Annotated in this window: 22 protein-coding genes; 4 read left to right on the top strand and 18 right to left on the bottom strand. The window is 33.2% G+C overall.

Going from position 1 to position 24,426, the window contains the following annotated elements:
* Positions 1-4 precede the first annotated feature (4 nt).
* From ACJ004_RS17285 to ACJ004_RS17365, 17 genes are all read right to left on the bottom strand, one after another.
* A complete protein-coding gene (locus ACJ004_RS17285) occupies positions 5-1,114 on the bottom strand; it encodes a capsular polysaccharide biosynthesis protein CapF (protein ID WP_410894389.1) in 1,110 nt (369 codons plus the stop codon).
* A 16-nt stretch (positions 1,115-1,130) separates the two neighbouring features.
* Positions 1,131-2,168 carry a polysaccharide biosynthesis protein gene (locus ACJ004_RS17290; protein WP_410894390.1) on the bottom strand — a complete coding sequence of 346 codons (1,038 nt, stop codon included), beginning with the start codon at positions 2,166-2,168 and terminating at the stop codon, positions 1,131-1,133.
* Complete coding sequence (locus ACJ004_RS17295) at positions 2,161-3,531, bottom strand: lipopolysaccharide biosynthesis protein (RefSeq protein WP_410894391.1); 1,371 nt, start codon at positions 3,529-3,531, stop codon at positions 2,161-2,163. The genes ACJ004_RS17290 and ACJ004_RS17295 overlap by 8 nt, the downstream gene beginning before the upstream one ends.
* 1 nt (position 3,532) lies before the next feature.
* Positions 3,533-4,678: a glycosyltransferase gene (locus ACJ004_RS17300; RefSeq protein WP_410894392.1), complete on the bottom strand. Its 1,146-nt coding sequence runs from the start codon at positions 4,676-4,678 to the stop codon at positions 3,533-3,535.
* Positions 4,679-4,682: 4 nt separating this feature from the next.
* Positions 4,683-5,729 (bottom strand): EpsG family protein, encoded by a 1,047-nt coding sequence (locus ACJ004_RS17305; RefSeq protein WP_410894393.1) that lies wholly within the window; start codon positions 5,727-5,729, stop codon positions 4,683-4,685.
* A gap of 151 nt (positions 5,730-5,880) precedes the next feature.
* Complete coding sequence (locus tag ACJ004_RS17310) at positions 5,881-7,104, bottom strand: glycosyltransferase (protein ID WP_410894394.1); 1,224 nt, start codon at positions 7,102-7,104, stop codon at positions 5,881-5,883.
* A 2-nt stretch (positions 7,105-7,106) separates the two neighbouring features.
* A complete protein-coding gene (locus tag ACJ004_RS17315; RefSeq protein WP_410894395.1) occupies positions 7,107-8,384 on the bottom strand; it encodes a glycosyltransferase family protein in 1,278 nt (425 codons plus the stop codon).
* 421 nt (positions 8,385-8,805) lie between these two features.
* A complete protein-coding gene (locus ACJ004_RS17320) occupies positions 8,806-9,990 on the bottom strand; it encodes a CDP-glycerol glycerophosphotransferase family protein (protein WP_410894396.1) in 1,185 nt (394 codons plus the stop codon).
* A gap of 15 nt (positions 9,991-10,005) precedes the next feature.
* Complete coding sequence (locus ACJ004_RS17325; protein WP_410894397.1) at positions 10,006-10,962, bottom strand: glycosyltransferase family 2 protein; 957 nt, start codon at positions 10,960-10,962, stop codon at positions 10,006-10,008.
* 7 nt (positions 10,963-10,969) lie between these two features.
* Positions 10,970-11,632 carry a sugar transferase gene (locus tag ACJ004_RS17330; protein WP_410894398.1) on the bottom strand — a complete coding sequence of 221 codons (663 nt, stop codon included), beginning with the start codon at positions 11,630-11,632 and terminating at the stop codon, positions 10,970-10,972.
* An 81-nt stretch (positions 11,633-11,713) separates the two neighbouring features.
* Complete coding sequence (locus tag ACJ004_RS17335; protein WP_410894399.1) at positions 11,714-13,540, bottom strand: polysaccharide biosynthesis protein; 1,827 nt, start codon at positions 13,538-13,540, stop codon at positions 11,714-11,716.
* A 244-nt stretch (positions 13,541-13,784) separates the two neighbouring features.
* Positions 13,785-14,549, bottom strand: coding sequence for a tyrosine-protein phosphatase (locus ACJ004_RS17340; protein ID WP_410894400.1), 765 nt, complete (start codon positions 14,547-14,549; stop codon positions 13,785-13,787).
* A gap of 77 nt (positions 14,550-14,626) precedes the next feature.
* Positions 14,627-15,328 carry a CpsD/CapB family tyrosine-protein kinase gene (locus ACJ004_RS17345; RefSeq protein ID WP_410894631.1) on the bottom strand — a complete coding sequence of 234 codons (702 nt, stop codon included), beginning with the start codon at positions 15,326-15,328 and terminating at the stop codon, positions 14,627-14,629.
* Complete coding sequence (locus ACJ004_RS17350) at positions 15,318-16,073, bottom strand: YveK family protein (RefSeq protein WP_410894401.1); 756 nt, start codon at positions 16,071-16,073, stop codon at positions 15,318-15,320. The genes ACJ004_RS17345 and ACJ004_RS17350 overlap by 11 nt, the downstream gene beginning before the upstream one ends.
* Positions 16,074-16,461: 388 nt before the next feature.
* Entirely contained in the window at positions 16,462-16,938 is a 477-nt protein-coding gene (locus tag ACJ004_RS17355; RefSeq protein WP_410894402.1) for a CBO0543 family protein, read from the bottom strand.
* On the bottom strand, positions 16,935-17,429 hold the full coding sequence (locus ACJ004_RS17360) for a CBO0543 family protein (RefSeq protein WP_410894403.1): 495 nt from the start codon (positions 17,427-17,429) through the stop codon (positions 16,935-16,937). The genes ACJ004_RS17355 and ACJ004_RS17360 overlap by 4 nt, the downstream gene beginning before the upstream one ends.
* 70 nt (positions 17,430-17,499) lie before the next feature.
* On the bottom strand, positions 17,500-18,006 hold the full coding sequence (locus tag ACJ004_RS17365) for a CBO0543 family protein (RefSeq protein WP_410894404.1): 507 nt from the start codon (positions 18,004-18,006) through the stop codon (positions 17,500-17,502).
* A gap of 227 nt (positions 18,007-18,233) precedes the next feature.
* Here ACJ004_RS17365 and ACJ004_RS17370 point away from each other — a divergent pair, with 227 nt between their 5' ends.
* Positions 18,234-19,076 (top strand): GNAT family N-acetyltransferase, encoded by an 843-nt coding sequence (locus tag ACJ004_RS17370; RefSeq protein WP_410894405.1) that lies wholly within the window; start codon positions 18,234-18,236, stop codon positions 19,074-19,076.
* 337 nt (positions 19,077-19,413) lie between these two features.
* Positions 19,414-20,343, top strand: a complete 930-nt coding sequence (locus ACJ004_RS17375; protein ID WP_410894406.1) for a DUF1259 domain-containing protein — start codon at positions 19,414-19,416, stop codon at positions 20,341-20,343.
* A gap of 345 nt (positions 20,344-20,688) precedes the next feature.
* On the opposite strand, the gene ACJ004_RS17380 is transcribed toward ACJ004_RS17375, so the two are convergent.
* A complete protein-coding gene (locus ACJ004_RS17380) occupies positions 20,689-22,185 on the bottom strand; it encodes a COG4705 family protein (protein ID WP_410894407.1) in 1,497 nt (498 codons plus the stop codon).
* Positions 22,186-22,894: 709 nt separating this feature from the next.
* Between ACJ004_RS17380 and ACJ004_RS17385 the strand changes: the two genes are divergently transcribed.
* Together ACJ004_RS17385 and ACJ004_RS17390 are read left to right on the top strand one after the other, a co-directional pair.
* Complete coding sequence (locus ACJ004_RS17385; protein ID WP_410894408.1) at positions 22,895-23,302, top strand: CBO0543 family protein; 408 nt, start codon at positions 22,895-22,897, stop codon at positions 23,300-23,302.
* Between the two features lie 490 nt (positions 23,303-23,792).
* Complete coding sequence (locus ACJ004_RS17390) at positions 23,793-24,395, top strand: DedA family protein (protein WP_410894409.1); 603 nt, start codon at positions 23,793-23,795, stop codon at positions 24,393-24,395.
* Positions 24,396-24,426 lie beyond the last annotated feature (31 nt).

Genomic DNA, 24,426 nt, shown 5'->3' on the forward strand with positions numbered 1-24,426 from the left:
AGTCCTACACCCCTAAAAAATACGTATCTGGCTTATCTGGATCAAAGCACTCATTTGCCCACATTACTGTTACAAGATCATTCTCTCCTACATTTACTATTGAGTGAGTATATCCAGTAGGAATATCTACAACTTGTAACTTTTCCCCACTTACTCTATATTCGATGATTTCTTCTGAATTAATCTTTCTAAATCTAATTAAACCTTCCCCACTTACTACCAAGAATTTTTCATTCTTAGTATGATGCCAATGATTTCCCTTTGTGATCCCTGGTTTTGATACATTAATTGAAACTTGACCTCTTTCTGGGCTCCTTATAAATTCTGTAAAAGATCCTCTATAATCACTATTCATTTTAAGATCATATGAAAATTTATTCTCAGGTAAGAAACTTAAATACGTGCTATAAAGCTTCTTTGTTAAAGCATCTTCCATATTAGGAATACTTAAATTTCCCCTGCTTTCTTTGAAGCTCATTATAACAGTTGCTAATTCACCAAGTTTAATCCTGTGGGTTAAAGGTACAACACAATAATCATCTTGAATAGTTGGATTTCCTTCTAAAGCTCTTAAAAATTCTTCTAATACATCATCTATATAGCAAAGAGTGAGTTCTGCACCTGGATTGTTTACCTGAATTTCCATATCTCTAGCTATATTATGGCAATAAGTAGCTACTACTGTATTATAGTTAGGTCTGCTCCATTTCCCGAATAAGTTTGGTAATCTATAAACGTAAACTTTAACATCGGTTTCTCTATAATAATTAAATAGTAAATCCTCACCTGCCTTTTTACTTCTCCCGTACGGATTATCCTTTTCTGCCTGAATTGAGGAAGTAATAAGTACAGGAGCCATATTGCCATGCTTCTTTAGTAGTTCTAGTAATTGAGAAGTTAAACCAAAATTGCCTTCCATAAATTCATTTTCATCTTCAGGCCTGTTTACTCCAGCTAAATGAAATACAAAGTCACACTCTTTTGTATACTCATCTAGTAATGAAGGGTGACTATCTCTAGTAAATTCAAATATATCGTTATATCCCTTATTTCTAAGCTCAGCGATAAGGTTTTTTCCTACAAAACCCTTTGCACCGGTAACAAGAATATTCATCAATTCATTCCACCCTTTAGCTCATTACATGGATCTGTTTATTCCATTCATTTAGCTCGTTTTGCACATAATCTAACTCAAGTAATAATTCTTTAATTTGTTCAATACTTAGAATTTGTGTATTATCTGAATTATATTCTTCTATAGAAGTTAGCTTTTGATCTCCCTCAGCGAAATACTTATCATAGTTAAGATCTCTTTGATCAGCAGGAACTCTAAAGAAACCACCTAAATCCTCAGCTACTACATATTCCTCTTTTGTAAGAAGTGTTTCATATCGCTTTTCTCCATGACGAGTTCCTATTACTTTGATTTCATTATCAGCATTGAACAATTCCTTTACAGCTTTTGCAAGATCACCAATTGTACTAGCCGGAGACTTTTGTACCATAATATCTCCTGCGTCAGCATTTTGGAAAGCAAATACGACTAATTCAACAGCGTCCTCTAAACTCATAAGAAATCTTGTCATATTAGGGTCTGTTACAGTTAGAGGCTTTCCACTTTTAATTTGTTCAATAAATAATGGAATCACCGAACCACGTGAAGCCATCACATTACCATATCTAGTTCCACAAATAAGGGTTCTATCTGGATCGACAGTTTTGGATTTAGCAACAAATACTTTTTCCATCATTGCCTTTGAAATACCCATCGCATTAATTGGATAAGCTGCTTTGTCTGTTGAAAGGCAAATTACTTTTTTTACTCCATAATCAATAGCAGCTGTTAATACATTGTCTGTACCCATCACATTAGTTTTTACGGCTTCAAGAGGGAAGAACTCACAAGATGGGACTTGCTTTAATGCCGCAGCATGAAAAATATAATCCACACCATGCATAGCATTTTTAACACTTGCTAGATCTCTTATATCCCCAATATAGAACTTTAATTTGTCATTTTTATAATGTTTTCTCATATCATCTTGCTTTTTCTCATCACGGGAAAAAATACGAATTTCTCTAATATCAGTATCTAGGAACCTCTCCATCACTGCATTACCGAAAGAACCTGTACCTCCGGTTATTAATAAGGTTTTATTTTTAAACATAATTCTCATCTCCTAATTCTTTTTTATTCAAAAACTTTTTTAACAATATTGGTTGTATAATACAAAACAAGCTCATAGCAATAATATTGGCCACTACTATACCTATCCATGAATCAAAGATCATAACAAGAGCCCATGCAATAGGTATTTTAATAATTGCACCTATAGTAAAATAAACACTTTGTGTTTTTAATTCACCAATTCCATTAGCAATACTGGATAATACTCCATTCCAAATAAAAATACTGCCAGATAAAGCAAAGACAGTAGCATATAAATAATTCACCTGTATCGCATTGTCTCCAAGCCATAAGTTTATTCCAAATTGCAAAAATGGTATCATACCAAATTCACATATAACAGCTAATAGAGCCATTAAATTTAGCGTTCTATAAAGTTTATTAATCCATTCATAATTTTTTTCAGAGAGAGCCTTAGTAACAGCTGACCAAATAGGAGTTAATGCCAAAGTGAAAATAGTACCTATTAGAGTAAACAGTTTATTATATATTTGATATTCCACGACCATTTTACTTCCAGTTAGCCATGTAATTAAAAATTCATTTGTTGTTGTTAAAATCATATACATTATTTGAACCCAAAAGAAAGTAACACCTAACTTCATCACATCTCTTGCATATTTTTTCCCAAAATAATTTATGTTTGGTTTAGAGTCTTTTAGCTTTGTAGAAAAAACTATTACAGTAGTTAATAATAATGGTATATTTACTGCTAAAACATTTACAATAGCCAATGAAATTAAATTAGTTGATATATCCGAAGACTTTGCTAGTAAAACATATCCTAAGATAATAATACTATTAAGTAAGCTTAGTAAGTTAGTTAGAGCAGATTTTTGCATAGCATATAGTATAGACGTTATTAGCTTGAATAAAAATTGAAGCATTATTCCACCAAATACTATACATACAGTAATGTTTAGAGTTTCCTTAGAAACAATACTTGTAGATATGTTAAATACTGCATTCCAATTTATAAATCTAAATATTACTGTTGAAAGGCACGATATAAATAATACCAGTATTCCGATAACTATATAAGCGGATGATATATACTTTTTTGCCAGCAAGTGGTCCTTATTTACCAATGCATGCACTAAGTGATTTCTTAGTCCATTTCCAATTCCTAAATCAAATGTAAGTACCCATATTAAAACTGATAAAATGGTAAACCACAAACCAAGTATTTGTTGATTATCAAAATATCTTATATACGCTGGCAAAGTGAATAAAGATATAATTAATGCTCCGCCTCTAACTACAAAAGCTCCTAATGTATTATTTAGTATCGTTCTATTATTTTCATTACTTATTATTTTTTTCAGACTAAAAAGCTTATCCATGTTAATTCTCCAGCATTTTTTTTATAGAATGCACAAATTTCTCATCAAGTTTTTTAATTAATTTTTTACTATCATAAGGTTTATTTATATCAATTGACATAATAGCTTCTGCAATTGCTTCGGGAGTTTGATCTTCATAATAATATAATGCGTCTCCAATGGATGACATTTCAATAGCTTTTATTCGTACAGAAACTACACGTAATCCGTTAGCCATATAAGACAAAATTTTTGATGGAAAAGATGTATTATTGTACTTAGCATCTGGAGTTTGGGTACTTAAACCAATATGACAACTCTGCAAGAACTTTATATATTCTTCACCTTTAAGTAGTCCATCATAGGTAATAGTACAATCTGACGTTTTTGCAACCTCTGAAATTAATTGTTGTATGGACCTTGTCTCATCTTCACTTCCGAAGCCAATAATGTGTATATGATAATTATTAGAGAGATAAGGAGCAACTGTTGCAGCAATAGCACCTCCTTTTCTCGGATCAAAGGTCCCAGCATATACACAATGGATTCTCTCATCATTAAATTTGTATTTTCTTTCTTGCTCAACTTTGTAGGTCCCATAAATAATGGTGTGAGGTTTATTACTTTTGTTGATTTTTTCATTTAATAATTCTGTTGGAAAAATAAAACAATCCGCAATTTGAAAGAGTTTATATTCATTTTTCTGCATTAGTTGAGAATATTCTTTTACATCTTGATAAATTTCTTCTACTTCTAAAATAAGTTTGAACTTCTTTATTTTTTTCGCTAGCATTATTGGAGAAATAATCATCATAGAATGATATACAATTATTGTTTCTTTCGAATTTATATTTTTTATCAAATATCCAAATAACCAAATCCATGACCATAGTATTCGTATATACCTTAATAATCGTCCATTCGCCCCAAATGTAGGTCCACATGTAAGTGTTACACCCTCACCAATAGTGCTTGTTCTTTTATGATAATAACCTTTTTTATTTGCTGTCCAAGATGGAGATATAATTTCAACTTTATTATCTGTTGCTACTATTGCTTGACAAATATAATCCATTTTGTTGGTAGCGGCTAAAAATGAATTCCGGTTCTCCTCAGCATAAGTATCTGAGTCGTAAAAACCAATATATTTTATATTACCATTAGGCATAATTTCACTCCCAATAAAAATGGTATGGACTAACATCCAAATATCCATTACCCGTAGTCTTTTGAAAGAAATACAACAATGCGAGAATAAGTACACCAACTATTAATATTCTAACTTTTGGATCACGTTGATTCTTTATTACTTCTGGGATTAATAAAGTAATAAATAAGTAGTAATAATAACCTGCTCTCATTACTACACTTGACTGACTTGCAAATATTTGAATAAGTATTGCAACAAGCATATAGTTTTTATAACTATTAAACCTTTTATTTTGCTTGTCTTTACTGCCAAAAATATACGCAAGTATTAAAACTAAAATCATAACGATAAGCATTGTATAGGCGTTAGTAGCCTCTATATCCCCAGCCATTCCCCTATATAAGCTATAAATTAATAAAAATATTTTTGTTTTTAAAATAAATATAATTATTAACGATGGTATGATAAAAAGGAAATGGATTGATTTTAAACTTACATAATATAACGGGTACGCAAAAATAAAAATAATAGCTGTGGTGTGAAACAACATTGCCAAGGCAACACATAATAAAAATTTTATTAATCTTTTTTCCTGTATATATTTAAAACTAAAAAAAACAATTGCTATGGCGATAGACTGCCGTAAACCTGAAAAACTAAATGTAAAAAAGCCTAATGTAATATACATAAAAACACTTAGTCCTGGCATTTTGGAATTTTTACTCCAGATATATGCAATAGGTCCGATAATAGATAGTGCAACTACTGCTAGATACCATTGATTGGAGAAATTTAATTTTGAAAAAACTTGAGAGAAGAAGATATACCCTATTTCATAATTAAATAATCGTTCACCTGTAAAAATATTAATATTTTCTGCCATATGATATCCTGGTAGATATGAAATTAAATCATGACCAATAGTTTCAGCTCTCAAGGCCTGAATTAAAAAAATCCCAAAACAACCTAATACAATGACTATTTTATTTCGATTTTGTTTATTCTTAATATCTATTGAAAACAGAGATATTGTTCCAACCCATAAAATTAGGCAATAAAAAACTGTCATCATGCGTTCCTTTCTTGCAATAAGGGACCTTATTAAATAAAAATGGCCTTATTATACTTAGCCTTGGTGAGTTTCCCAAACAATTGTTCTTGGAGACATTAATATGAAAACAATAATTTATTATTTCTGTTTTCATATTATGTTCTATTGACTATTCTTTACTCTTATTCACTAACTCTTTATATAGCGTTAAATAGTCCATGCACATCTTTTCTTTCGAATAATTGCCTTGAGCTTTTTCGATAATCAAATTGTCTACTGCAGATTTACGTTCTATCCATTCACGCACTATTCGCTCTAAAGAATCTAAATCTCCATATCCAACAAACTCACTATATTCTGGTAATGAAATCTGCTCCGGTGCCCCTGCCTTAAATCCTACTACAGGAGTTCCGCAGGCAAGTGACTCTGCGCATATCATTGAAAAGGTTTCACGCTTACTGGAGATTATAGTTAGATCTGCCATTGAATAATATGCCGCTAACTCTTGTTGATCATCTATTCTGCCTACATCAATTATATTATCTGGTAATTTAAGCCGCTTATCTGTATTGCCTACAACAATAATTTTTATATTTTCATCCTTTAATCTTTCTGCAATTTCCCTTATATATTTGCCACCCTTAATTTCACTTGAGAAGTTAGCTGTAACATGCAAAAGTATTTTTTCATCTGTCAGATTTAAATGTCCCTTAATATTATCAAAATCGCATGGATGAAATATATTAACCGTATCAATACCATTAAGTATTGTGCAATGTTTTTTATTTCCTAATATAACTGACTGTCTGGCTCTTTCTTCTAACCAGGGTGAGACTGAGGTTATTATAAGGTTTTCATTAAAGCCATCAAATGCTAATTTCATCTTTCTCCAAGCAGTGTGTGTCCTATCGAAAAAATAAGAATGCATCTCTTTGGTTATTTGTGGACAATTCCCACAACCAGTTTTCCACTTTTCACATTCAAAAGCATGACCGCAGCCGCCAGTATACATAAATTCTGCATGTAATGTTAAGATTGTCCTTATTCCACTTTTCTTCAAATATTCAATCAACTGGTATATATTAACAAAAAATCCATTTAAACAGTGTAGATGGACAATATCGGGCTGTTCTTTTTTTATAATGCGAATAAGTTTAATGGTAGCAAGAAAGGAACCGTTATATTGGAGTCCGGTAAAACGAGATTTAATGTTATTTATTTTTGCTAGCAACTCGCTTGATGTTTTATATTCATCAGGATCATCCAGCCTTTGCCCTCGACCATAACAAACAATCGACTCAACACCCTTTTCTTTAAGAACATTATGAATATCATGCACAATTTTCCCAGTACTACCATTTTTATAAACAACATTTACTTGTAATATTTTCATATTTATTCCTTAACTATATTTTTAAATATATTTTTCAATCGTTTTGAGTTTTCTAATATATCATGATTTTTTTTCGAAAGCCCTTTTGCATTTTTAATTATTTGATCATCTATGTCATTTATAATAAAGTACTCATTCAATTTATTCTCAATCATATTTTCCTCATCAATAATATACGCCGCATTGTTTTCTTTTAAATAATCGATAGAGGCAATGCCCGATGGTCCAACAGCGAGAAACGCTCTATTACTTGCAAGGCAATCTGCTATTTTGGTAGATATCGAATACTTAACCCGACATACATCCTCTGGTGCAAATGATTCCACATGCAACAAAATGTCTGATTCATGATATATCTCTTTTACCATTTCAGCATTGGCTGCACCCTTAAAGATTACAGAATTACCAATGGATAATTTAGAAATAATTTCCTGATCACCTGTAATCGAGTAAATATTTAAAACTATATTTAATCCATTGGAGTTAATTTTTTCTAATTCCTTACCGATCCTTCTTAATGTTTTCCATCGATTCCCTGATATATTCCCGATAAATGACATAATTAAGGGCTTCTTTATTGTCTTACTCTCCGATTGACAAATTTCATATGGAGTCATGATAACCTGTCCGGATTTACCGAATAAGTTTTTATATTTTTCCATCATAGATTGGTTAATAAACACCAATTCTTGCGATTGACCAACAACTTCTTTGATATTATTTCTAAATAGCTTCAATCTAACCTTTGAAGTTAAAGACCCTCTATATGAGCTATACGAAAAATCATAATAGTCATCGCAAAAATAAGTAACTAACGGAATGCTATATTTGTTACCAATAAACATTGCAATGTTACTTGAAAACATTGAATACCCAGCGGCAAAAAATATAACATCAGGCTTATTATTATCCAGCCAATTGATTAATTCTTTTGATTTCCAATTCCCAAATTTCCACACCAAATCTCTTAATAAAAGCTTTCCTGCAGTTTTCTTTTTTCCAATCTGATATGACCCACTTGTTTTTGATATACCTTGGCTATTCTTTATTTCATCAAAACCGATTATTCTCCCATGGCTTTGTATTGTAAATATTGATTTAAGAATGTCAAAATCCGTTAGTTGATAAGTTGACTCGCAAATTTTAATATTGGGCTCTGTAGAATGGAAACATAATTGGACAATATCTTTTTGTTCATACTCTTTAAAAAAAGTAGCAAGGGTTTTTCCCATATTATTATACATATCAAATGCATTATGGCTTATAACTAAAATTTTCATATCAAGATACTTTCCTCACAATAGATTTATTTAGTAGTTAATAAATCCTTTTTAATTTTTGTTGTTTATTTTTCAGGAGTTCTTGGTAACTATATAACTTCCCAGTATTCCCTTAAGAAATCGAACTTCCTACTTAATCATTCCTAATTACAAAAATAGCAGTAAAATAATCTCTTATATCTGATATTTTTAGTTCCCTAATATTCTCCGGAATTACTAGGTCAACATATCGAACTGACTCTAGTAATTTTTTTCTTTCTTTATAGGCAAAATATGTTGTCTTTCCTTTTGGTTAGTGATTAAAATCGTCTGTAGACAAGACTACAATTTAATAATCTCAATAGCTTTACTCTTTTAATAGATTTATATGCCCCTAGTTTAATAAATCAAATGTTCCATAAGTGAGTATCTTTTACATTATTTAAATACTTCTTTTAACAATTTCCTCTACAACAGTATGACAAGCATAACCGGTATTAGGTAAGTATTTCTTTTTAAATTTCAAGACCTGTTGAATAGCCCTATTATAATCCAAATTAATAATTTGATTTATTAGCTCGTCCTCGTTAATAGCAACGTTAAAAGGTAGTTCTTTTTTAATATCAAGATATAACCCACGCTTATTTTTATATTCCTCTAAATCATAAGCGAAGCAGTACATTGGTTTACCTAAAATAGAATAATCAAAAAAAATACTTGAATAGTCTGAAATAAGCATATCCGATACAATCATTAATTCATTTAAGTTTTCATAGTTTGATACATTATAAATAAAAGATGAATTCTCTATTCCTAATACATTAATTATTTCATAATGTGCTCTAAATAATATAATGTAATCTTCATCTAATTTTTCTTTCCACTTATTTATATCTATAGGTGGTGCAATATAATTATTGTTTTCTTCATCCCTTAGATATTCTCTATATGTTGGAGCGTACAAAACGATTTTTCTATTACCTCTTATTCCCAATTTTTCTTTTATTTCAGCAGTATTATAATTATTATTATTTGAGAAATAATCATTACGCGGTAAATCACATATCAAAATATTATTTTTGTCTATACCAAACAACCTACTAAATATATTAGCATCGAATTCGCTTTGAGCTGTCATTAAATTTTGAGTGTAGATATTCTTACTTCCCAGTCCCGTTTGTGAAGATGTTGAAACTGCATCTGTTCCTATTTTCTTTAATGGAGTTCCATGCCAAGTATTTATATAAAAAGTTTTTTTATTTTTAAAATTCAAACCTCGTTCAATTGCTGAATTTGTAATCCAAAATTTAGATCCCAAAGCTATTAAATAATATTTAAATGTATCAATTTTTATCTTCTTTCCTCTTTTTAAATTATACTTTTCAGGTTCATTAAAGGCCCAAATTAATTCATATTCATCAAACATCTGATTATTGCAAATATAGTCATATATAGCTTTTGGACTATCATCAAATTTTTTACCACCGAAAGAAACAAATAAAATTGACTTCTCTTTTATTTTGATAACTTTCCCAATTATTCTTAATAAAGTTGAACCAATAAAATAATATAAATCATAAAACCAACCATGTGTCTTTACAAAATTTATTAATTTCTGTTTTATCAAATTTATCGCCCTTTTTTATTTCTGTAAATTTATTAATAATCTAATGCAAGATAGGGGACTAGAAACAAAAGCAATAATTGCACTTTTTATAAAACCAAAATAATTTTCCCGTCTCATTTCAGTAAATGCTAACACTGCGTGATGCCTCATCTTTATATATCGAATATTTTGAGGTTCTAATCTATCAAAATATCCCATTTTATATTCATAAAGAGTTTTTTCCCCTTTTATTTTGCTCTCACCGCTTGATAAGCCATCCGTTTTTGTATGGACATATGCTTTTATGTCGCAAACGGATAGATAGCTAAATACTCCACCACCTTCAATTGCTTTTTGCATTAAATAAAATTCATCCCCGACATTTATTAGAGGGAATCCCCCGATTCTGAATAAATATTCATTTTTGAACATCATCGTATCAGTTCCAGTCATATGATACATAAGGTGATATCTTAGCAACTCATCTTGACTATATTTCTTGATGTATTTTCGATTTCGCTTTTCAATCAATCTGTTACTTTCGTCATACAAATCCAAATCTGTAATACAGTAATCAGAATTTGCTTCTATCATATACTCTACTTGTCTTTTAATTTTATTAGGTAAATATATATCATCATCGTCAAGGAAAGTGATATATGCACCAGAAGCTATTCTTATACCGATATTTCTTGTTTCCGCAGAACCCTTATTTACTTTGTTCTTTATATAAACAATTTGTCGGTTAAATTTGTTGTTGACACTACAAATAATATCATCAACCTTTTGGTTCCATATTTCTTCTGCATTATCATCAACCACTACAATCTCGACATGGTTATATGTTTGTTTCATAAGTGAAACTAGGGCTTTTTCCAAAGCTGTATCCCTACGGTAGGTTGCAACTATTACGCTAACTAGCGGATGTTCCATCAATGTAGTTTCATCCTTTAAATCATTAGGGCTATTTAAATTAACATCCATTACTGACATTTACCTTTTATCCCCCTATTTTTTGATCAGTGGATACCATTTGCTCATTAGTTGCTGCGATCTCTTTATATTCCGATCTTCCAGTACCACCCTCAACAACACCATTACTCTTTATTACACTTACAATTGTTCCAAGGAAGCATTTAACATCCATCCCAAAACTTATCTTTTCAACATATTCACCATCTAACATCGCCTTAACCTCAATCGGAAGCTCATCTCTACCATTAATCTGTGCCCAACCCGTAAGTCCAGGATAAATATCATTTGCTCCATATTTGTCTCTTTCAGCTATCAAATCATACTGATTCCACAGGCAAGGTCTTGGACCTATAATACTCATTTCACCTTTAAGAATATTCAATATTTGCGGAAGTTCATCCAAGCTTGTTTTCCTCATTAACTTACCCACTTTAGTAATGTATATATCTGGGTCTGTCAAAAGGTGCGTAGGAGTATCTTTTGGTGTATCAATTTTCATCGTTCTGAACTTAAAAATATAAAACTCAGATTTACCTTTCCCAATTCGTCTTTGTTTAAATAATATAGGGCCTTTTGAATCACACTTAATGCAAATTATTAATAATAGAAATACGGGTGAAAGTACAATTAAGCCAACTACTGAAAGAATAAAATCTATTATATTTTTTACATATTTTTTATAAAACACTTTAATCTCCACCTTTGTAACACTCTTTAACATTTTAATAAGGATTTAAACCATTGAAAATCATTTATGACCAGCACTAATTCAGTTTGTTACTGTCATTAAAGTAGAACTTTCAAATCTATTATTAGCAATTGCAATCAAGGTATCATGCATTTCCACTTCAGACATATCTAACAGTCCACCAATTAACGCCCTAAGCACTTCCTCATGAATAACCTTCGCCTTCCCAATATGAATTTTCGGAAAAACCTGCTCCGGATGCACCTCATTCTCATTAAGCAGCTCTTCATACATCTTCTCCCCTGGACGAAGTCCCGTAAAACGAATCCCGATTTCTTCTATTGAATACCCCGACAGCTTAATCACGTTCTTAGCAAGATCAACAATCTTAACAGGCTCACCCATATCTAGCACAAAAACCTCACCACCACGCGCCAAAGACCCTGCCTGAATAACAAGCCGTGAGGCTTCCGGTATCGTCATAAAATAACGGGTCATATCCTGATGAGTAACCGTAACCGGCCCACCTGCCTGAATTTGCTTTTTAAATAATGGAATTACACTACCACGGCTTCCAAGAACATTCCCAAATCGAACAGCTACAAACTTTGTATTACTATTTACGGCAAGACTCTGAATAATCATTTCCGCAAACCGCTTCGTTGCTCCCATAACATTCGGAGGATTCACCGCCTTATCCGAAGAAATCATTACAAAAGTATTCACTCCAAAGGTGTCCGCCGCCTCCGCCACATTCCTCGTCCCAAAAATATTATTCTTAACCGCTTCCCTCGGATTATATTCCATCAACGGAACATGCTTATGTGCTGCCGCATGATACACAACAAACGGTTTATGCTCTTCCATTACATCAAACATTCTCGTTCGATCTTGGATATCCCCAATCACAGGAACAATTTCAATTTGATTTTGATATTTTTTCCGAAGCTCCATATCAATTAGATAAATACTGTTCTCTCCATGACCAACCAAAACAATTTTCCCAGGATTAAACTTGCAAATCTGTCGGCAAATCTCAGAACCTATCGAACCGCCCGCACCAGTCACTAATACCGTCTTTCCTGTTACATACTCTGAAATACTGCCGATATCCAACTCCACCGGTTCTCTACCGAGTAGATCTTCTACCTGAACCTCACGGAATTGATTAACAGAAATCTTTCCTGTCATTAAATCCTCTAACTTCGGAATTATTTGAGTCTTCGCTTTCGTTTTAGCACATTCCTCAAATATTCGATTTAACTCTTTCTGACCCAAAGAAGGAATTGCAATCACAATATTTTCAATCTGGTATTTTTCAACCGCTTCTGTTATATGACTCGAATTCCCAACCACTGGTACCCCAAGAATATCCAACTTATGTTTCTTCGGATCATCATCAATAAACGCCACAGGCTTCAAATCAATGTCATGGTTATGAAGCAATTGCCTTGCCACCATCGTTCCACCAGAACCCGCACCAATGATTAGTGTTCTTTGGATACTTTTCTGCTTCGACATGTAACTATCGCGAAACATTCTCCATGAAAACCTTGATCCACCAATTAAAAGGACATGTAGCATCCAGGTAATCATTAATGCCCGAACATAAATGTTATGGAAAAATACTTCCTGCATAAGTGCGGTTACTGCAATTGAAAAGGTTACTGCCTTCACAATCACAACTAGTTCTCCCACACTCGCGTATTCCCATGCCTTTTGATAGAGCTTATAAATAGAAGCAAATAAATGATGGCATAAGAATAAAGTAACCCAAGTAACCTGTAACATCGGAATTTCGAAAACATTTACACCCGGCACAAGAGTCATATAGCTTATGTAGATCGCTGTTAAAACAAATACTGAATCTAAAACTGCGAGTGCCGTTAATCTTTTCCCATACGTCACCTGTACATTTCCCCTTTTTCTATATCTCTAATTCGTCACTTTCATCCACTAAAGCACGTGGGCAAAAAAATAAATATCTAATGGAATTGCAAGTGCTTTACACCTATTCTTTCATTAGATATTTATAGATTGATACACAGTTAATCGTTTACACATCCAAACATCCTATATTTTTTGAAGCTAGGAGAAGAATTACTCCTCCTACATCACGTTCAACACCGTCTATTCGTATCGACTTAGTCGGCTAAAACAGTTTAAAGAACTTCTTCTTTTTTATTCGTTCAGGGACTTCTTTGTATACATGACCGCCTTCAATCACAATTTCTGCATTCTCTTGGAACAAATAAACCATTTCATTCCCGTACTTTGCTTGAACCACATCAAACGCTTCTCTCATTTTAAAGGTACGGCTGCTGGTATTATGAGCATCCGATGCAATGAAATGCGTGAGATTGGCTTCGATTAATTGCAGAGAAAATGTCTTAATCTTTTTCCCGAAATCTCCGCAGATACTTGCTGCGGTAACTTGTGTTAAAGCCCCTTTTTCAACTAACTGATAAAGGATTTCCGGCCGTTCAATGATTTCTTGATTCCGTTCTGGATGAACAATAACCGGAATGAGCCCCTTTGTCTGCAAATCGTAAAATAACTTTTCTGTATATCTTGGTACGTGCGTGGAGGAAAACTCTACTAACACATATTGTGTATTATTAATTGGCAGAATTTCACCGATTTCGAAGTCTTCAACCATTTCCCCATAGATCCGAGTTTCTTGACCTGGAAGAACGTTTAAATCAATCTTTTTATCTATTAAAACTTTGTTTAATTCTCGGACTTTATCCATAATTGTCTGCTTAGAATTTTCATAACGATTGTTCAAATGATGCGGGGTAGCAACAATGGTGTGAATACCTTGTTCAACTGCCTTCTGAGCCATCATGACACTTTCCGACAAGTCCCTTGCCCCGTCATCAATACCGGGTAATATATGACAATGTAAATCGATCATTAGTCCCACATTCTTTCCAGCAACTTGTTGTTTTTGTCAAAATTGTTAATTATAGCACATGTGATAGGAGGAATTTGTTACTTCGCACCATAATAATAGTAATAGTCTCCACTTTTTGCCTCTTTATGATTTAAGACCACACCAAGCAATTTGCTTTGTGCATTAGCAAGTAATTCCTTCGCCTTTTTCGCAGGTTCAATTTCTGTTCTCTCACTATAGACAACCATGATGGAACCGTCACACTGATTGGCAAGGATTTGCGAATCCGCTACGGCTAATAACGGCGGGGTATCAAAAATAATATATTCAAATTGAGATTTTGCATCCTCGAGAAATTGTTCCATAGATTTTGAACCTATTAGTTCCGCAGGGTTTGGAGGAATTGGTCCGCTCGTTAAAATGAATAAATCCTGCACCTCTGTTTCAAGAACCGTTTTTTCAAGTGTCTTTTGCTTGGTTAACACGGTTGTAAAGCCAAATAAGTTATTTATACCAAAGGTATGGTGAACCGTAGGTTTACGTAGATCAGCATCTACAAGTAATACCTTTGTGCCTAGTTGAGCAAACGTAACTGCTAGGTTGGCAGCTGTCGTCGACTTCCCTTCACCAGGGCCAGAAGAAGTAACCATGATGGCTCTTATTTCTTTATCAACGGAGGAAAATTGGATATTTGTCCGAATCGTCCGGTATTGCTCAGAGATAGGTGACTTTGGATCAACCGCTGTGACAAGCTTTCTTCTTGCATCTTTACTGTTTAATTTCTTCTTTTTAAGCGCCAAAATTCTCACCTCTTGCGGTTGATTTTCTTGCGGCACGTCTTGCTGCCGATTCTTGTATCTTTTGATCATCTATTGTAGCAATGACACCTAAGATTGGAAGACCTAGAATTTTTTCAATATCTTGTTCGTTTTTAATCGTGTTATTAAAGTACTCAAGTAAGAATGCAATTCCGACACCAGCCATTAATCCAACCACAATGGCGATCGCCACATTTAATAATGGTTGTGGTTTAATTGGTGATGGATTTTCAGAAACATCTGCTTTATACCAAATGTTCACATTATCGACATTCATGTTATTGGCAATCTCTTTCTTAAACACTTCCGCCGTTTTGTTGGCAATTTGCGCAGCTAGCTTAGCATCAGGGTCCTGAACCGACAGATTGACAAGTTGGGAATCCTTTTCGCTTCCCACTGTAATCTTTCCTTTTAATTGTTCATACGTCATGTCTAAATTAAGTTCTTCGGAAACGATATTTAATATCCTCTTGCTGGTAATGATTGCATTATAGGTGTTGATTAATTGAAGGTTTGTTTGAACTTCATTCGTGTTGTATAAAGATTGTTCATTTTTATTTTGATTTTGATTAACGAGTATTTGTGTAGAAGCTTGATAAATCGGGGTTAAGAAAATATAACTTACTACTCCACTAATGATGGCTGCTATGACAGTTATCGACACGATTAATAGCAATCGTTTTTTTAATGTCTCGAGCAATTCTTTTAAACTAATAGTCTCTTCCATTTGGTCCTCCTAAATGTTTGTTACAAAACATTGTCTATTATATCATATTTGTTACAAAACATTGTCTATTATATCATATTTGTTACAAAACATTGTCTATTATATCATAATTTGTCAGCATTTCAGACTTTTTGTCTACCTAATCATTACTATGTCTATTAAACACCCTTTTTACATAAATTTGAAGGGAAAATACATAATTGGTAGTAATTAACTACCAAGTGAATTCCTTTTCACAGCCCAATAGACCCGAATGGCAAAAAAGCAACCGGTACTAAAGAATCAAGCAATCCAATTACTTGAACCTGCCAGTTGTATTATTAATATGAATTGCCGCCCGAGTGTTTGAGCTGCTATTAGTACTTTTGACAGAGACAGCCCAATACCATTAATCCATTTCCCTTACGATCCCCCTGAAAAACCACACACAAAACCCACGCGTCAGCATAAAGGTAAGAAATAGAGAAGTCCAAGTCCAATACCAGGTCCAGTGATAATACTCTATTAAGTCCGTATATTTTTCGATAAATACTTCAGGAATAGTCAGTGCGGTACAATAGGCACTAAAGTAGAGGAACTTTATGAACATGCTGCGGGAGTACGGGTAAAACACATTAAAGACAGCAGCCACAACTGGGTATACAAAGAACTCGTAGGTAAAACTTGAACGATTGGCGTCAGCAAAACACCTGACGGGATATGTTATCAGCCCATATTCGACCACTAATGAGCCAATTATCCAAGTAATCGCCTGAGTAAAGAAAAAAGCTGTCACAGCTAAACGAAGTTTATTTTTTGGAATGGTAAACAGCAACGCCACTGCCAATACCCACACTATGAGTAAAATCCAATATTCTCGTTTCATTTAGCCGCCTCCCGATCGGTACGAAAATGCTCCTTGTCTTTAAAAAACCACTGATAAACCACGTTCGTGACCGCAAAGATACAAAAGAGATCAATCCAAGTAAAATACCAGGCATAGTGAACGTATTCGACTAAATTTGTATAGTTCACCAGGATCAGATCATAAAGAGTAAAGGCGGAAATCCAAATGGACAAGTAGATTAAACGAACCATTATCGAACGTTTTGGCTCATAGGCGATATAAAACCCACAAAGGAGCGGGTAAAAGAAAAACTCCGTGGTGAAAAGTAGGCCCGTCGCTTTGGGAAATTCACGAACTGGAAATGCTAGCAGGTTGAATTCCACATGGATAAGAGAATTCAGCCACAAAAATGCCTGACATACAAGGAGGGTAAATAGCAATTTTCTGTAGTGATTCTTTGGCGTTAAGAACAGATAGGCAATTATACCAATGACCCACATAAGAATAAGATAAACATAATCAACTGACATCCCTTTTAACCTCTCTTATGGTAGTTACAGCTAGGGTAATTCAAATTGATGTTTCGATTGGAGTTCCCTTTTACTTAATTGAAACGTTAAAATAATGAAGCATAAACACAATAACGACAATCGAGAGCCCGTAGGTTAGAAACGGCCTTGAATAATGAAGTCGAATCATCGAGTACATCAAGGTATAAAAGAATGGTTCCATCCAATAATCGTACCCGTTATTTAGGATGATCCGATGCATTTTATAAAAAGGATATTCGACAATTAACGAACCAACTACCCACAAAACAATATATCGAACTTGTTTCCCCTTTGAATTTGAAAATGGGTAATGGCTCAAGAAAAGCAAGACCATGGCTGGAAGGACGATAAAGGTATAAAGTAAATCAACAAGCGTATGTGATTTCGGAAGGATATCCGGGTTATGTTTCCAAAGCATGTGATCCTTGCACAACAAATTGTAAAGTAGGTTACAGGTGACCACATAATAAATGGTAAGAATGTATTTCTGCCAATGTCGCCAATCACCCTTCCAAAACACCACGATTATTAGGATGATGGTTAATAATAAATGCATAGTTCTCCTCCCGTGGATTGGTAAGATCACCAAAAGCTTAATTGTGATTGGCTGTATCGTTGCCAATAGGAAATAAATGTATAAAGGTATTTTTCCCTAAGGTGAGAAAAATAACCAATTTAATACAATTTGAAGGCATAATAAAGGATACATAATTTAGTTTTTCAAGAGTATTTATTTAGAAATACTTTTAATCATTCAGGGGCTACCCAAAGGGGATGATTTGTTTGATAAAACTAGTGAAGTATGAGGATCTTACATTATTTAAGAAAGATGTGATCTCATTCTTAGTACAATTTGAAGCTGAAAACAATTTAGTATTGGGCGTCTTGCTATCTTTAAGTGAAAATGAAGAAAGTCCTCTTTTGATGGCAACGGTAATAAAAGACAACGACATTGGGTTGGTCTTACTACAAACACATCCTGGTCAAATAATCTTATCAAAATCAGTTTCATTTACGTCTAAGGAAATACACGTTATAGGAGAAAAGTTGAGTAACACCATTCAAGAAATACCTGGCTTTATTGGTGAAAAGAAATTAACTACTGATTTAGCTATGCATGTTTCGAACTTAAAAGGGAAACAAGCAAGTGTCTTAATGGACCAAAAAATTTATAAACTAAAAAAAGTTGTAAAAAAAACAAATACAAATGGAATGCTTCGGAGAATTATAGAAAAGGATCATCACACAATTAAAGAATGGGTGTATCAGTTTTGTTATGAAACTAACCAACCTATAAGTTTAGAGGAAGCCGATAAAAAAGCTAAATTAATGATTAATAAAGGGAATTTTATTGCGTGGGTAGTGAACGGAGAATTGGTTTCAATGGCTTATGCTACACGTCCAACCCAAAATAATATTACAATCAGCTATGTTTACACACCGATTATCGAAAGAAAAAAGGGATATGCTTCTGATTGTGTTTCAGCTTTCACACAACACCTGTTAGATCGAGGTTATAAAACAACAAGTTTATACACTGATATTAGTAATCCTACTTCCAATAAAATTTATATTCAAATTGGATATGAAGCGATAATGGATTCAGTCGTTATCCTTTTTAAATAGAAACATTGAAAAATCGAAATTATGTCCCACTTCAAAGTAGCTTGAAAACTCATCTTATTGCTAGTTCGATTAACTAAACAGATTGTGAAGAATTGTACTTAAAGTAACCGGTGCAAGAGTTTAACAAGGGGGTTGCTACGGCAGCTCCTTTCTTTTGTTGTACCAACGGATACAGGTTGGTGGAAGAAGGAATTGGATAATTATAGTGATAGAATGCGATGTAAGTATGAATATGTGATGAGAAATATTTGTTAAAAATTTAATGTGCAAGAAAAGCAAAAAAAAAGGGGACTCTAAATAGGATAAAATCTATTATACACCCAAGGAGACTTATTCTATGCACATACGAAAATATATGATAATAACCTCTTTATTAGTTGTTGTTTTAATTGGTAATTTTACAGCGAGTACTTTAATCTATGCAAAGAACTTTTCACCCTACCGTTTAGCTACGACTGATTTTTCATCACAATGGAGACTTGTAGAGAAAGGAATAGGAAAAACAGGTGAATTGAGGAAAGATGAAATTTTTTATATCAGCCTACCACGAAATGATTTGAAAGTAAGCGTCAAGGGTATGCCAATACGCACAGGATTGGCATTAGGGGGATGGGTGGCTTTTAAACAAGTGGCAAATCAAGCGATGGTTATGGGTGATTTAGTTCTAACGGAAAAAGAAATTGAACCAGTTATGACTGAATTGCTTCAACAAGGAATTAAGGTAACTGCGATACATAATCATTTATTAAATGAATCACCTCGGATAATGTATATGCACATTGAGGGACATAGTCTTGCCGTTCAATTAGCGAAAGCGATTCGTTTAGGTTTGAAACAAACCAAAATAAATCTGGATCAAAAAGGTGTCTCGTATTCATTTCCAATTGATAATCAAAAATTAGATAAAATCTTTAAACATAAAGGTACCGTTTCGAATGGTGTTTATCACGTAAATATCGCTCGGTTAAAAAAAATAATGGATAACGGAATAGAAATTCCTCCTGCTATGGGAGTTGCAACAGCAATACATATACAACCAACTGAAAATGGGAAAGCAGCCATGACTGGTGATTTTGTACTTACTTCTGAAGAAGTAAATCAGGTTGCAACAATATTACGTAAACATGGTATAGAAGTAACTGCTCTACATAATCACATGTTAACAGAGAATCCACGTCTGTTCTTTATGCATTTTTGGGCAAATGACGATCCTTTCAAATTGGCAAATGCTTTGCGTGAAGCCTTAGACAAAACTCATAGTATGTAGATTTCTTAAAAACAAATTGAATAATCAGTGAATCTTACAGCGAACCCCAATTATTAACTTTACAAATAGGATTTTTTTTATTAATGAAAGATAAAAAAAAGACCGTTAATCAACGGTCTTTTATGATTGAATTTTATCGTAAAGACAAGAATCCTTTGCATGATTGGAGGCAACAGCGGTAGAAATATGCAGAGTTGAGGTTATTAACTACTAATTTGTAAGTCTTATTGAACTAACACATGCTTTACTTCAAGAAGGAGTAAAGCCGTTTTCTTATTCAAGTAACGGGGCAGTTTAATAAGAGTTCTATTAAAAAGGAACCGCGATTAGCGATTCCTAAGAATATTATTTATTTGCTGCGTTTATGGTACTAAGTGAATTGTTAAGTGCTGTTTTACACTTGTTTACATCAGGATTCGATGAACGAACTGCTGCTAATACAACATCAATTGTTCCATCAATTTTCGTCCATGTAGCGCCATCGATTTTTCGAAGCTTAGGTTCCTGTTTGTCCCATTGATGTTCTAATTCATCTGCCCCTTTTTTCGCTGAAGCAAAGTCATTTTTGTTTACAGCGTTTAGTATATCATTTTCGATTTTTGCAAAATAGTTTAACTGTCCAGATAATGTAGTTTGTGAAGCACCCGATTTTGATTTTGATTTATTTGCAGCTTTTAAGACACTAAGTGAATTTGTAAGTGCTGTTTTGCTTTGATTAACATCAGGTTTTGAAGAACGAACCGCTGCTAGCACAGAGTCATTTGTTCCATCAATTTTTGTCCATGTAGTGCTATCAATTTTTCGAAGCTTAGGTTCTTGTGTATCCCACTGATGTTCCAAATTATCAGCGCCTTTTTTTGCTGAAGAAAAGTCGTTTTTATTTACAGCGTTTAGCATATCATTTTCAATTTTAACAAAATCGTTTAATTGACCTGCTAATGTAGCTTGCTCTGCAGCACCTTGTGATGCAATATTATTACTGCGCCAGTTATAACCACCTATACCAACAACTAAGAAAATTACGAGTACAACAATCGTTTGTGTTAGCACATGTTTCTTATTTGCATTTCTTTGGTTTGTTTCCGCTATATCACTTTTAGCATTTGTATCAATTTTTGAAACGGCAAGGAAAACGATGATCGCTAAAATAGCGATAAGAAAAATCACACTCGTAACGGTTGTTCCGAGTCCTAATCCGCCATTTACTTTTGATTGAGATAGGTAATCTCCAATTGACGCTCCAAGCGGACGAGTTAAAATATACGCAATCCAGAAAGCTAATACTCCGTCAAGTTTCAAAAATTTATAAGCTAAGAACACAAGAGCAATAATAATAACAACGCCTATTCCTGTGTTAAGATAACCAAAACCAAGTTGTTCGGAATATAAATCGCCAACCGCTGTTCCAAGTGCAAAGGTGAAAAGGATCGTAAGCCAGTAGAAAACCTCTCTTTTTCTAGTAAAAATCGAGTGGATCGATAGTGTTTTTTCACTAAGATACCATAATAGAAAAGTCAGTCCTAGTAGCACCGAGAAAACAGCTGTGCTAACCTCAAGTGGTACGCCCATATTATCTGTCAAGTTATCCGTTACCAATGTTCCAAATACGCTTATAAGAACAACTGTTACCCAGTAAATCGCTGGAACATATTTGCTTGCTTTAAATTGAAAAAACAATGCAATAAAAAATGCAACTCCCATAATAATGGTAGTAAGAGTTAAACCAAGTCCAATGTTGAAATTGATGAAATCAGCAAATGTTTCACCAACAGTTGTACACAAAATTTTGATGATCCAAAAGAAAATCGTCACTTGTGGCACTTTGTTAAGTAAAATTTTCATTTTATTTTGGTTTTCTTGCATATATAATTTCCTCTCTTTAAAGTGGTTTCCCACAACTTAATTTTATTTCTCTCTAAATAAGGATACCCGTCCAAATCCAAGTTCATCATTTAGGAAGTCTGCGCTGTTTCTCCTACAATGGTTGCCATAATCTTGACGATTTCAAAAAATATGGTAACTTGTGATTCTTTGCTTATCATTTACCGATTTGAAGGTTAGACTGTTTCAGTTTGTTCAGAAAATTCTTAAAAAAGAACTCCTCTCCTTTTTGGAAGTAGTCATTGCTTCCATCGCTTATTTTCATTTGAGATGGTATTAGTCTCTACTTCTCTACTATATTAGAAACTGGGGGGCTATTTATTAAAAACTGATTAAAATTAACTTAAGTGTCTATTAAGTATAAGCGACATTTTCTTATTGTACTTACGGTCCGGAGTGTTGAAGAAGGGAAAGTAATTTTTCATACTGGGAGGAGGAAAGAATGAGAATGTTAGAGGTGTTATATGAAACGACTTATTTTAGGCAGCTTTTTTCTTATTGAGCTAATGAAGCAGATTAGTTGAACAAGCACTCGTTTCAATTCAATTGTTATAAAAAATTCCTATATGTATATCCTAGAAAAGAATTTAATCTTGTGTTTAAGATAGGGATGTTTTCTATGTGGTTTCTTTATTTATCCATTGTTGTGTTTAACCTGGCGGCATTTCTAATGAAAAAAAAATTACGTCCTATTGAATATTATGCAAGCATTTTTTGGGGCTTATTTACTGCAGAACTAGCTGATCGATTTACAGACAAATATAACATGTATTATTTTTTCAATCCTTATTTTGTAGAGGCTAAGTCCTTACTTGTTATTTTGGGGATTTACCCAGCAGCAACTATGCTTATGATTAATTGGTATCCCTTCAATTGTCCATTAAAGAATAAGTTTTATTACATAATATGTTGGTCTATTTTTTCTATCCTTTACGAATGGCTATGTCTAAAAATGGGATTATTACATCATAAGAATTGGAATATGTGGTTATCTGCTATTTCTTATCCTTTTTTATACGCTTTGTTAATAGGAAACCTAAAATTAATTCGCTTGTTAGACAATAAAAAGAAGGCATAAGGTTATAAAAAAGCTAAATTTATAGGACTATCTTCAACTAATTGGTGCAAGAGTTCAAGATTGGAGCTGTTAATGAGGCAGCTTTTCTAATTGAACAAACGAGCAGGTTAGTGGATTAAAAATGCTTGGATAATCTAAAATCCAAGCGTTTTATTTAAGTAGATTGAATACTTCTATGAAATCTCTGCGACTCTTATACACACGCTGAATCATCATGGAAATTTTACCAATTATATTCTACAAATAAAATATCAATTGTTAGTTGGATTTACCAGTGTCATACTTTTCCTTTTTACCATTATCCTCTGGATCAAACAAAAGCTAAAAAGTTTATTGAATTATTTCATTCCAAAAAGAGCTCGTTACATTGGGCGTTGCTTGTTATAGCTTTTGCCTTAAATAGTTTCTTTTTCATTTTAAATTGATTACTAAGCTGCTGAATTTTAGCAGCTTTATCTTTAAATATATATAATTTCTAGGTGGGATGTTAATGGAGCAGCATGTGGATTACCTTATCGAACATTTTGGCTATTTCGGAATCATTATAGCGTTAATCGGAGGGATTGTCGGACTCCCTATTCCCGATGAAGTTCTTTTAACCTATGTTGGTTATAATGTGTTTCAAGGAAAATTATCTTACATACCGTCTTTGTTAAGCGCTTTTGCTGGTGCAGCAGGAGGTATTTCGCTTAGTTACTTTATAGGGTATAAATTCGGCTTGCCATTGTTAAAAAAATTTGGTCATAAAATTCACATTACGGAAGAAAAAATCAATAGAACAGGGAAATTATTTAAAAAAGTTGGACCCCCTCTTTTCTTAATAGGTTATTTTATTCCAGGAGTTCGCCATCTTACTGCTTATATTGCAGCAATAAATAGTTTTCCTTTTAAAAAATTTGTTGTGTATGCCTATGCCGGAGCAATTCTTTGGAGTTTTGCTTTCATCACATTAGGAAGAGAGCTAGGAGAAAAATGGGACTTGGTGGAAGTTTATATTTTAAAATATAGTATCTATTTCATTATGTTATTTTTGGTCCTTGCAATTGCCTTTTATCTATTTTGGAGGAGAAGAAAACAATTAAGAAGTGGGTGAAAAAATGGTGTTAAAAGAATTAACATCACCA

Source organism: Neobacillus sp. 204, from assembly GCF_046562815.1.
Lineage (GTDB): Bacteria > Bacillota > Bacilli > Bacillales > Cytobacillaceae > Neobacillus.

What these genes read in the sequence shown, in the direction of transcription:
- ACJ004_RS17350 (WP_410894401.1), bottom strand. Translation starts at nt 16,073, where the DNA reads ATGGAAGAGACTATTAGTTTAAAAGAATTGCTCGAGACATTAAAAAAA.
- ACJ004_RS17315 (WP_410894395.1), bottom strand. Translation starts at nt 8,384, where the DNA reads ATGAAAATTTTAGTTATAAGCCATAATGCATTTGATATGTATAATAAT.
- ACJ004_RS17305 (WP_410894393.1), bottom strand. Translation starts at nt 5,729, where the DNA reads ATGACAGTTTTTTATTGCCTAATTTTATGGGTTGGAACAATATCTCTG.
- ACJ004_RS17390 (WP_410894409.1), top strand. Translation starts at nt 23,793, where the DNA reads ATGGAGCAGCATGTGGATTACCTTATCGAACATTTTGGCTATTTCGGA.
- ACJ004_RS17380 (WP_410894407.1), bottom strand. Translation starts at nt 22,185, where the DNA reads ATGAAAATTTTACTTAACAAAGTGCCACAAGTGACGATTTTCTTTTGG.
- ACJ004_RS17365 (WP_410894404.1), bottom strand. Translation starts at nt 18,006, where the DNA reads ATGCATTTATTATTAACCATCATCCTAATAATCGTGGTGTTTTGGAAG.
- ACJ004_RS17290 (WP_410894390.1), bottom strand. Translation starts at nt 2,168, where the DNA reads ATGTTTAAAAATAAAACCTTATTAATAACCGGAGGTACAGGTTCTTTC.
- ACJ004_RS17360 (WP_410894403.1), bottom strand. Translation starts at nt 17,429, where the DNA reads ATGTCAGTTGATTATGTTTATCTTATTCTTATGTGGGTCATTGGTATA.
- ACJ004_RS17295 (WP_410894391.1), bottom strand. Translation starts at nt 3,531, where the DNA reads ATGGATAAGCTTTTTAGTCTGAAAAAAATAATAAGTAATGAAAATAAT.
- ACJ004_RS17355 (WP_410894402.1), bottom strand. Translation starts at nt 16,938, where the DNA reads ATGAAACGAGAATATTGGATTTTACTCATAGTGTGGGTATTGGCAGTG.
- ACJ004_RS17310 (WP_410894394.1), bottom strand. Translation starts at nt 7,104, where the DNA reads ATGAAAATATTACAAGTAAATGTTGTTTATAAAAATGGTAGTACTGGG.
- ACJ004_RS17375 (WP_410894406.1), top strand. Translation starts at nt 19,414, where the DNA reads ATGCACATACGAAAATATATGATAATAACCTCTTTATTAGTTGTTGTT.
- ACJ004_RS17340 (WP_410894400.1), bottom strand. Translation starts at nt 14,549, where the DNA reads ATGATCGATTTACATTGTCATATATTACCCGGTATTGATGACGGGGCA.
- ACJ004_RS17385 (WP_410894408.1), top strand. Translation starts at nt 22,895, where the DNA reads ATGAAAAAAAAATTACGTCCTATTGAATATTATGCAAGCATTTTTTGG.
- ACJ004_RS17325 (WP_410894397.1), bottom strand. Translation starts at nt 10,962, where the DNA reads ATGTCAGTAATGGATGTTAATTTAAATAGCCCTAATGATTTAAAGGAT.
- ACJ004_RS17285 (WP_410894389.1), bottom strand. Translation starts at nt 1,114, where the DNA reads ATGAATATTCTTGTTACCGGTGCAAAGGGTTTTGTAGGAAAAAACCTT.
- ACJ004_RS17300 (WP_410894392.1), bottom strand. Translation starts at nt 4,678, where the DNA reads ATGCCTAATGGTAATATAAAATATATTGGTTTTTACGACTCAGATACT.